5 protein-coding genes and 5 pseudogenes are annotated in these 7555 nt (G+C 53.3%); 4 read left to right on the top strand and 6 right to left on the bottom strand.

What is annotated here, in order from left to right:
• Positions 1-323: 323 nt before the first annotated feature.
• Positions 324-686, top strand: a pseudogene (locus HK24_RS13905) (transposase); the annotation flags it as partial.
• Here the strand turns inward: HK24_RS13905 and HK24_RS09665 are convergent.
• Positions 605-3562 carry a Tn3 family transposase gene (locus tag HK24_RS09665; RefSeq protein WP_086634310.1) on the bottom strand — a complete coding sequence of 986 codons (2958 nt, stop codon included), beginning with the start codon at positions 3560-3562 and terminating at the stop codon, positions 605-607. The pseudogene HK24_RS13905 and the gene HK24_RS09665 sit on opposite strands and share 82 nt — an antisense overlap.
• A gap of 156 nt (positions 3563-3718) precedes the next feature.
• On the opposite strand from HK24_RS09665, the gene HK24_RS09660 reads away from it, so the two are divergent.
• The 3 genes and pseudogenes from HK24_RS09660 to HK24_RS13895 form a co-directional block, all read left to right on the top strand.
• Positions 3719-4315 (top strand): recombinase family protein, encoded by a 597-nt coding sequence (locus tag HK24_RS09660; protein ID WP_086634309.1) that lies wholly within the window; start codon positions 3719-3721, stop codon positions 4313-4315.
• 48 nt (positions 4316-4363) lie between these two features.
• Positions 4364-4579 carry a hypothetical protein gene (locus HK24_RS13900; RefSeq protein WP_233126217.1) on the top strand — a complete coding sequence of 72 codons (216 nt, stop codon included), beginning with the start codon at positions 4364-4366 and terminating at the stop codon, positions 4577-4579.
• A 57-nt stretch (positions 4580-4636) separates the two neighbouring features.
• A pseudogene (locus tag HK24_RS13895) lies at positions 4637-4834 on the top strand (transposase); the annotation flags it as partial.
• A 177-nt stretch (positions 4835-5011) separates the two neighbouring features.
• Here the strand turns inward: HK24_RS13895 and HK24_RS09650 are convergent.
• The 5 genes and pseudogenes from HK24_RS09650 to HK24_RS09635 all read right to left on the bottom strand — a co-directional run.
• On the bottom strand, positions 5012-5659 hold the full coding sequence (locus HK24_RS09650) for an ABC transporter ATP-binding protein (RefSeq protein WP_086634308.1): 648 nt from the start codon (positions 5657-5659) through the stop codon (positions 5012-5014).
• Between the two features lie 9 nt (positions 5660-5668).
• The gene (locus tag HK24_RS09645) at positions 5669-6829 is read right to left on the bottom strand and encodes a capsule biosynthesis protein (RefSeq protein WP_143412310.1); all 1161 of its coding nucleotides are present in this window, start codon (positions 6827-6829) and stop codon (positions 5669-5671) included.
• 125 nt (positions 6830-6954) lie between these two features.
• Positions 6955-7059: pseudogene (locus HK24_RS13890) on the bottom strand (IS5/IS1182 family transposase); the annotation flags it as partial.
• 63 nt (positions 7060-7122) lie between these two features.
• Positions 7123-7227, bottom strand: a pseudogene (locus tag HK24_RS14045) (IS5/IS1182 family transposase); the annotation flags it as partial.
• A gap of 189 nt (positions 7228-7416) precedes the next feature.
• A pseudogene (locus HK24_RS09635) lies at positions 7417-7555 on the bottom strand (glucose-1-phosphate thymidylyltransferase); the annotation flags it as partial.

Here is a 7555-nt window from a genome sequence, read left to right as displayed (position 1 = left end):
ACCATATTTGGTGTGCCGATATCACGTATATCCCCATAAAACGGGGATTTCTCTACCTCGTGACGATCATGGACAGGGTCGTTCATGAGTTGAGATACGGCGCTTAACATCTGATAGCCTGACCACGTTTTCTAGCAGGCTGATTTCGCCTCTCTTCACCGTCTCGAACAGTTGACGGCGGCCCGGTTCCGGGACCGCGAACATAAGAAAGAGAGAGTGACATGTCTGCGGAAACCATTATCGAAATAGATGTGTCCCGAGACTGGCTTGATGGCTTCTGTCTGCCCGGAAAACAGAGATTCCGTTTGTAAAATTCACCTGATGGTTATGGCAGATTACTGGAAACCCTTCAGAGTATGCCTGACGGTCTCAAGGTTGGGTTTGAAGCCACAGGCGGACAGGAATGGGCACTCTGGCGTGTTCTCATAAGTATGGGGATCAATGCGGTCCAGTTGCCACCAGCACAGATCAAAGCTTTCGCACTCTCCATGGGGAAGAGAGCGAAGACCGACCAGATCGACGCGGAACTAATTGGGATCACGACACGAAAGTGTATTTTACGTACGCTTGGAGTGAACACCTGTAGAACTGGCCACATTGAGGTTCACGCAACAAGTAGGGATGCAGGTACCCGAAGCGGTCGTAACGCGCCAGCTTCGGGCTGCTCATCGACATTCCAGCGATAGTCGCCTGTTAGAGAGATATGCTCCCAACCGAGGGGTGCAATATGCCGCGCCAGGTCATTGGAAATGCCGAGCGTTGCGATGGCAGACTGAAGATAGCGCGTATTCCATAGGATAACCGCTGCCACCAGCAGGTTCAGACCTGACGCCCGATAGGCCTGATTTTCAAAACGCCGATCCCGCAGTTCACCAAGCTGATTGAAGAAGAGCGCCCGGGCCAAAGCATTCCGGGCTTCTCCCTTGTTGAGGCCTGCCTGAGTTCGCCTGCGCAAATCCAGATCCTGTATCCAGTCGAGCATAAAAATTGATCGCTCGATCCGGCCAACTTCACGCAAGGCCACAGCCAGACCATTCTGACGGGGATAAGAGCCGAGCTTTCGCAGCATGGCCGAAGCCGTCACGGTTCCACTCCGAATGGACGTAACGAGACGCAACAGATCGTCCCAGTGTTCCACAATATGGTTGGTATTGATCAGGTCACCGGCCATCCCACCCAGAAGTTCGCCCGGGTGTTGTCCCGGAAACAGGTGAAGTTTCCGCTCTTTCAGATCCCGTATCCTGGGCGCAAATCGATAACCAAAGAAGGGCATCAGCCCGAAAACATGATCTGACGCCCCACCCGTGTCGGTATAATGCTCTTCAATGGAAAGTCCGTTAGCATGATAAAGCAGTCCATCCAGAACATAGGGCGCTTCACCGGCCGTCGCAGCAATCACCCGGGTCGAAAACGGATCATACTGATCGGAGATGTGGGTGTAGAAACTGACGCCCGGTTCACTGCCATTGCGCGCATTGATATCGCTGATCGCAGCGCCTCTGCCACCTGCATGAAACAATTGACCATCACTTGAGGACGATGTGCCGTCTCCCCAGAGTGACGCCAGGGGCAGCCCACGATGGGCAGCGACCATGCGGCCAAGGGCTTCGGCGTATCCGGTCTCGCTGATATGCCAGTCATGCAGATGCGCCAATTGGCGCAGTGTAGCACCCTGACAGGTGTCGGCCATGCGTGTCAGACCAAGATTAATCCCATCCGCCAGGATCACCGTCAGCAGGGCGTTTTTGTCATCCGCGACACGGCTGGAACGGCGATGGGTAAAGCAGTCGGTGAAGCTGATCCAGCGGTCCACTTCCAGCAGAAGATCAGTAATCTTGATCCGTGGCAGCCGGTCGTAAGCCGCCCGCCTCAACTCTTCCACAGCAGGGGGTGTAATTGCTTTCAGAGGCGAAATCACAAGACCCTGTGCATCAAGCCGGACCTGTGACAACTCGCCCTTTCTGGCAAGAGCCGTCACCCGGTTCAGCGCGGTTTCCAGCACTGCACGCCGTTGAGAAAGGAACGTGTCAGCCGTAGCATTGATCGCCAGAGGCAACGGTCCTTGCGCGCGCATCGCTGCAAACGTGGCTTCCGGAAGAAGGTAGGTGTCGAATGCGCGGTATTGGCGACTTTCCGTTACCCAGATGTCTCCGGCACGCAGACGCTCGCGCAGCTGGGTCAGAACACAGAGTTCGTAAGCCTGTCGTATGACTGTTCCCTCTGGCCTGACAAAGCTGTGCCAGGAAGGCGGAATGAAACGGATCGGACAGGAGTCAGGCAAGCGGCGTTTACCGGTCCGATAGAGGTCTCCAATGATCTGCACCGCCTTCAGTAATCCCTGTACCGTGCGACCACCCTGAAACTGGAACGCGTTCAGGAATGGACCAATGGCAGGACGAAGAGAGCGATGCCGGTTGATCAGTTCGGCCGTGCGATCAATGGTCTCTGGAGCTGTCAGGGTTTCAGCCCTGCCGATGGCGTCCTGGAGGCGGGGCCAGTCAATTCCCGTAATGGCAGACAGTGAATCAACGCCCTGATCACGCGCCTCAATCAGATGACGGCAGGAGGTTGTCAGCAGACGAAGCTGGGCCTGCAACGATCGCATGGTGACAATCGCTTTGTCACGGATCCGGTGCTCGGCACGGCGCATCATGCTTCCGAGGAGTTTGTCCATCATTGTGAGGGTCGCGTCGGTTAGAACCTCCTCAAGTCGGACCCCGGCTGCCACCAGAATGGCGTAACGACGGGATGACCGAAGCTCGGCCAGATGCTGAGGCGTAATCCGGGCAGCTTCTTCGCTCAAACGGTCAAAGGCCACACGCGGTATGGTCGTGGCGCGAGCGCTGTCGAGGTTCAGGGATCGTACATACTCCAGGCGTTCCAGCAGTCGCAGGATATTGCGCGCGGCTGGTGATAAGGGCGGGTTACGCAGCCACGAGAGCCAGGAGGCACTGCGATCGCCACGACGCTCCAGAATTTTGTCCAAACGACAACGGGTTTCCGGCGGCAGGCCCCCTGCAAGGACGTCATGGACAAGGTGATCGGCCTGCTGGCGAGCACGGCGCACCAGGGCTTCAATGACAGTGACCGACGGCAGAAGAATGCTTCGGCGACGCATCTCGTCAATCAGGATCGCAGCCATACGGGATGGCTGGGTCACATGATGTGCAATTGGCATCGCGAAACCGGTCATGTCATGAAATGCCGACCGATCGAAGGTTCGGTAGCCATAACGCTTCATCAGGTGGGCCAGATGGGATCGACGGGTTTCGTCACGACGTCCGTAATGGGACCAGAGCCCAAGGGACAGGTCGAGCTGCCGCGCAACAAATGACAGAATGGAAGCCGGTGGTGTTTCACCAGATTCCAGCACCCGTCCCGGCCAGCGCATGTAGAGCATGACCATCGCAAAACCCAATCGGGAGGCGTCTCCGCGCCGGGTTGCGATCAGATCGAAGTCATCATGGCTGAGTGTAAAATGTCTCGTGATCTCGCGATCATCGACAGAAGGCTCGTAATGTCGGGCAAGAGCTTCACGGGTCAGAAGACGGCACCGCGCCATGATCGGATGTCTCCTTCATGTGTCCGGAAGGGGATCGTTGGACGGACTGTCCCGGACAAGTGCAACACGTCATGGAATACAGCCGTGTGCTGTGTCTCATAAAGGTGGTACCATATGTTTTGCAGTCATGGGGCCTTATACGTTACACTTTCCCGTATGACACACATAATGATCGGCTATGCCCGCTGCTCGACGGACAAACAGGATCTCGCGGCCCAGCATCAGGAACTGCTCAAACTCGGTGTTTCTGCCGATCGTATTTACACCGACAAGGGCTTCACCGGCACGAACCGGGAAAGGGCCGGCCTTGACCAGGCACTGGCGGCTGTTCGTAGTGGCGATACTTTGGTCGTACCAAAGCTTGATCGACTGGCCCGCTCTGTCCCTGATGCACGGCTTATTGGCGACAGCCTGGCATCCCGTGGCGTGAAGCTTCAACTTGGGAACAGTATTCACGATCCGTCTGATCCAATGGGCAAGTTGTTCTTCAACATCCTTGCGACTTTCGCGGAGTTTGAAGCCGATCTGATCCGGATGCGTACACGTGAAGGCATGGCTGTTGCACGCGCCAAAGGTAAACTACGCGGAAAGAAACCCAAGCTTTCTGAACGTCAGCAAAAAGAGCTTCGCCGGATGTATGATACCGGCGATTACTCCATCAGCGATCTTTCAGAACTGTTTTCTATTTCTCGGCCAACTGTCTATCGAACTCTCAGCAGAACAGCCTCAACGTTCTTGTTGGGTTCACTCTAAGCGTACGTAAAGTACACTTTCGTGTCGTGACCCCTAATTGCGCGCTTCATGGTTGTCCGCCCAGAGGCCGGCCGAGCACTGCCAGATGAAGAACTTCAGCTTCTCCGGGCATTAACAGTTCGCAGAGCTCAGATGGTAGACGCGCGTAAACGGCTTTCTGCCCAGATTTCGGCGCGTCGCAAGCAGGGTGTGAGCGCTGAACTGGAGGATATGGACAGCAGTCTCAAAGCATTTCTTGAGAGCCAGATCAGCGAGCTCGAATAACGGATTGAAGGAGTCATTGCATAGGGCAAAGAACTCTCTGCTAAAGCAGAACTTCTCCGTTCCATCCCCGGTATCGGCCCAGTATCAATCGCCATGCTTCTCGCAGAAATGCCAGAACTCGGCCGGATGACAGCGACCGAAGCCGCTGCCATGACCGGACTTGCATCAATGTCTCACGATAGCGGCGCGATGCTCGGGAAAGGTGTCATTTTAGGGGGACGGAGATCTCTCCGCAATGTCCTGTTTCAGGCCTGATTGGCAGCTTCGTGTCATAATCCGGTTATGAAAGCTGTGGCAAAGCGCATGAAACAGCGAGGAAAGCCACATAAATTGGTCATCATCGCGATTGCGCGGCGTCTCGTCACAATCGCAAATCCTATCCTGAAAACAGGCCTGCCATGGCGCATTCGTCCCGCCGCTTAAACACAGTTGCTAAAGCGTCTCGTAAATTGAAATTGCTTCTTCGACATTATCAAACGGAGTGAAAGCCCCGTTTGATATGATCGCAGCACGATCACAGGTATCACGCATAAATCCCATGTCATGAGAAACCAGAATCATGGCCCGGTCCTGTCGCTTCACGAAAAGCTCTTCCTCGCAACGTTTGTGAAAGCGTGCGTCACCGACCATGATGACTTCATCGATCAAATAGCAATCGAATTCGATTACGATCGACAATGCAAAAGCCAGACGGGCACGCATTCCAGACGAGTATGTCTTGACCGGATCTGCCAGTTGGGAGCCAAGCTCTGCAAAATCGTCTACATACGCACGTGTTGCAATGTAATCGAGGCTGTAAATACGGCATATAAAACGCAGGTTATCCAACCCGCTTAAACTGCCTTGAAACGCCCCTCCGAATGCCAGTGGCCACGATATCGACATTGTGTGCTCAATGTTTCCGCTGGTAATGGATTCAACACCGCCAATCATGCGAATGAGGGTCGACTTCCCTGCCCCGTTGCGCCCTAGAACACCGAGTTTCTGACCTCTTTCAAGGCGAAAATTAACCCGATCAAGAACCCTGCGCTTTCCACCGGCCGCTGGATAATCTTTCGTAACGTCTATACATTGCAGCATGAGAAAAGCTTAAACGAGCTTGTGTTCTCGAGCACCACTGATAAGCAATATTGCCATCAGATAAAGCCCGAGCATCGTCGCAAACACCACGGCGACATTAGAAACTGCATGCGGATATGCCGCATAATCCGGAAGATTAGGTTGTGTGATTTCGTTCAGATACAGTAATTGTCTGTCAGCCTGCAGTTTTGCGGTTGCGACGCCAGCATCCGCAGCAGATACTTCTTTTTCATAAAGTGTTCGTTGAAAAACAAGACTTTCATACTCGCTAATCTTGGGAACGAACGAAGCATCAGAGCCGGTAATCCCCATTTCGGCATGCGATATCTCTGCATCGAGGGCCATAAGTCTGCGCTTGTAGACTTCAATCAACGGGCTATTGGGCGTAGAGCGTTGAAGTTGAGCGAGTTCCACACGTGTTGTTGTGACGGTCGTCTGAAGTGCTGCGATATCCTTAAGCACTGGCTGAGATTGCAAATTTGGATTGAGCATCGCAATCTTGTCGCGATAGGTATCAATCTTCTTGTTAACCTTGGATAATTTCTGAATTGATTCGTTTAATTCTTTTTCAGAGGCAGCAATCGTATTTTCACGCTGCCGATCATTCATCCGGTTAACAAGATTTTCAGCAGCTGTGACGAGCGCGCGCGCGATGCGCTGAGAATCCTGAGCATTAAACGTTCGGACTTGCAAGGTCGAAACACCGGTTGTGGTGTCAAGTTCTGCAATCACGTGCCGGCGATAATATGCGTAAAAATGTTCGAACGTGTGGCCAGAATAAAAATTCGGAAACCGAGCAAGGGCATCTGCAGCAGGTGTCTGGTAGGCCGCACCAATATTTTCCGTGCGCAGCAACAATTGGGCCGCATCACGAGATGTGACGTAATCCTGTACGGCATAAGTGTCTTCACTGGCGCTTCCTCCCCCACCTGCTTCAAGCAGACCTGCAAGCATCAGATTGGACTGATTATGTTGTCCCTGGACGATGAACTGCGCTTCGGAAACGTATTGCGGAGACGCGAAGACGGTAAAATATACTGCGGACACGATAGTCGGCAGTACTACAAAGCCGCAGAAGCCCGCATTACACTTTATAAATGAACGCACACGTCCTGACCCTCCATGGGTGCCTTTGTAGGAACTGCCGTTAGCGAGTGATAGGTCATTCATCTCTCTGACTTGCCTGAAACTTGCCTAGGTGGCAACTTTGTTGAGCTTGGAAAATACAGCTACGATGGGCTCTGTTGCACAATGTCCGCTATCGACGTGACAACGTCATATAAAGGTATTTTTGGTTATGCGACGGCTTGAGTGATGGGTGTTCCGAGTGCTGTGAAGCGATTGAAAATGGCGACACGAACATAAACTTCGGTGAGCTGACAGTCAAAATTCCGCGCCGTCCGGCTTTCCTGGCTGCGGCTCAGCGTACTGAAAGCTGGAGCAGACCACGGCGCCAGGCCTTCCCAAATCAAGGACGGGTCAAACCACACCGTCAGAGAGCCAGGCTTCTTCAGCGCTGCATTAGCTGCATTATAGGAGGACCAGTTCGTCGTGCGGTAGCACTGGGGGGCACATCACTCATCCCCCAGATAATAAACTCAAGGCAAAACATAAATACCCACACGATAATTTATGCAACAAAGCCCTCTGGAATGGAAAGACGTTCGACCTTTATGCTGAAATATTGCCGTGAAAATTTCTTATAAAAAAAGAGGTTCTGGTCGCGTATTTCAGCAGACCAGAACCCAGAAACAAAATCAGCTATCAGCCAGTTCTAGAAGCAGGCGGCCGAGTTCGGTTTTGCCCATTTTCTTCGCATGGGCACGAAGCTGGTCAGCGTTGATGAACTTGTTGCGGAATGCGACTTCAGCAGGTGAGCCAACCAGCATACCCTGA

The organism is Gluconobacter sp. DsW_058, assembly GCF_002153615.1.
In the GTDB taxonomy this organism is placed as follows: Bacteria; Pseudomonadota; Alphaproteobacteria; order Acetobacterales; family Acetobacteraceae; genus Gluconobacter; species Gluconobacter cerinus.
The sequence above is the reverse complement of the archived record's forward strand: the minus strand, read 5'-3'. Positions and strand labels throughout refer to the sequence as shown.

Excerpts from the sequence above, each read along its gene's own strand:
- HK24_RS09665 (WP_086634310.1), bottom strand. The coding sequence starts at position 3,562 with ATGGCGCGGTGCCGTCTTCTGACCCGTGAAGCTCTTGCCCGACATTAC.
- HK24_RS09660 (WP_086634309.1), top strand. The coding sequence starts at position 3,719 with ATGACACACATAATGATCGGCTATGCCCGCTGCTCGACGGACAAACAG.
- HK24_RS13900 (WP_233126217.1), top strand. The coding sequence starts at position 4,364 with ATGGTTGTCCGCCCAGAGGCCGGCCGAGCACTGCCAGATGAAGAACTT.
- HK24_RS09650 (WP_086634308.1), bottom strand. The coding sequence starts at position 5,659 with ATGCTGCAATGTATAGACGTTACGAAAGATTATCCAGCGGCCGGTGGA.
- HK24_RS09645 (WP_143412310.1), bottom strand. The coding sequence starts at position 6,829 with ATGAATGACCTATCACTCGCTAACGGCAGTTCCTACAAAGGCACCCAT.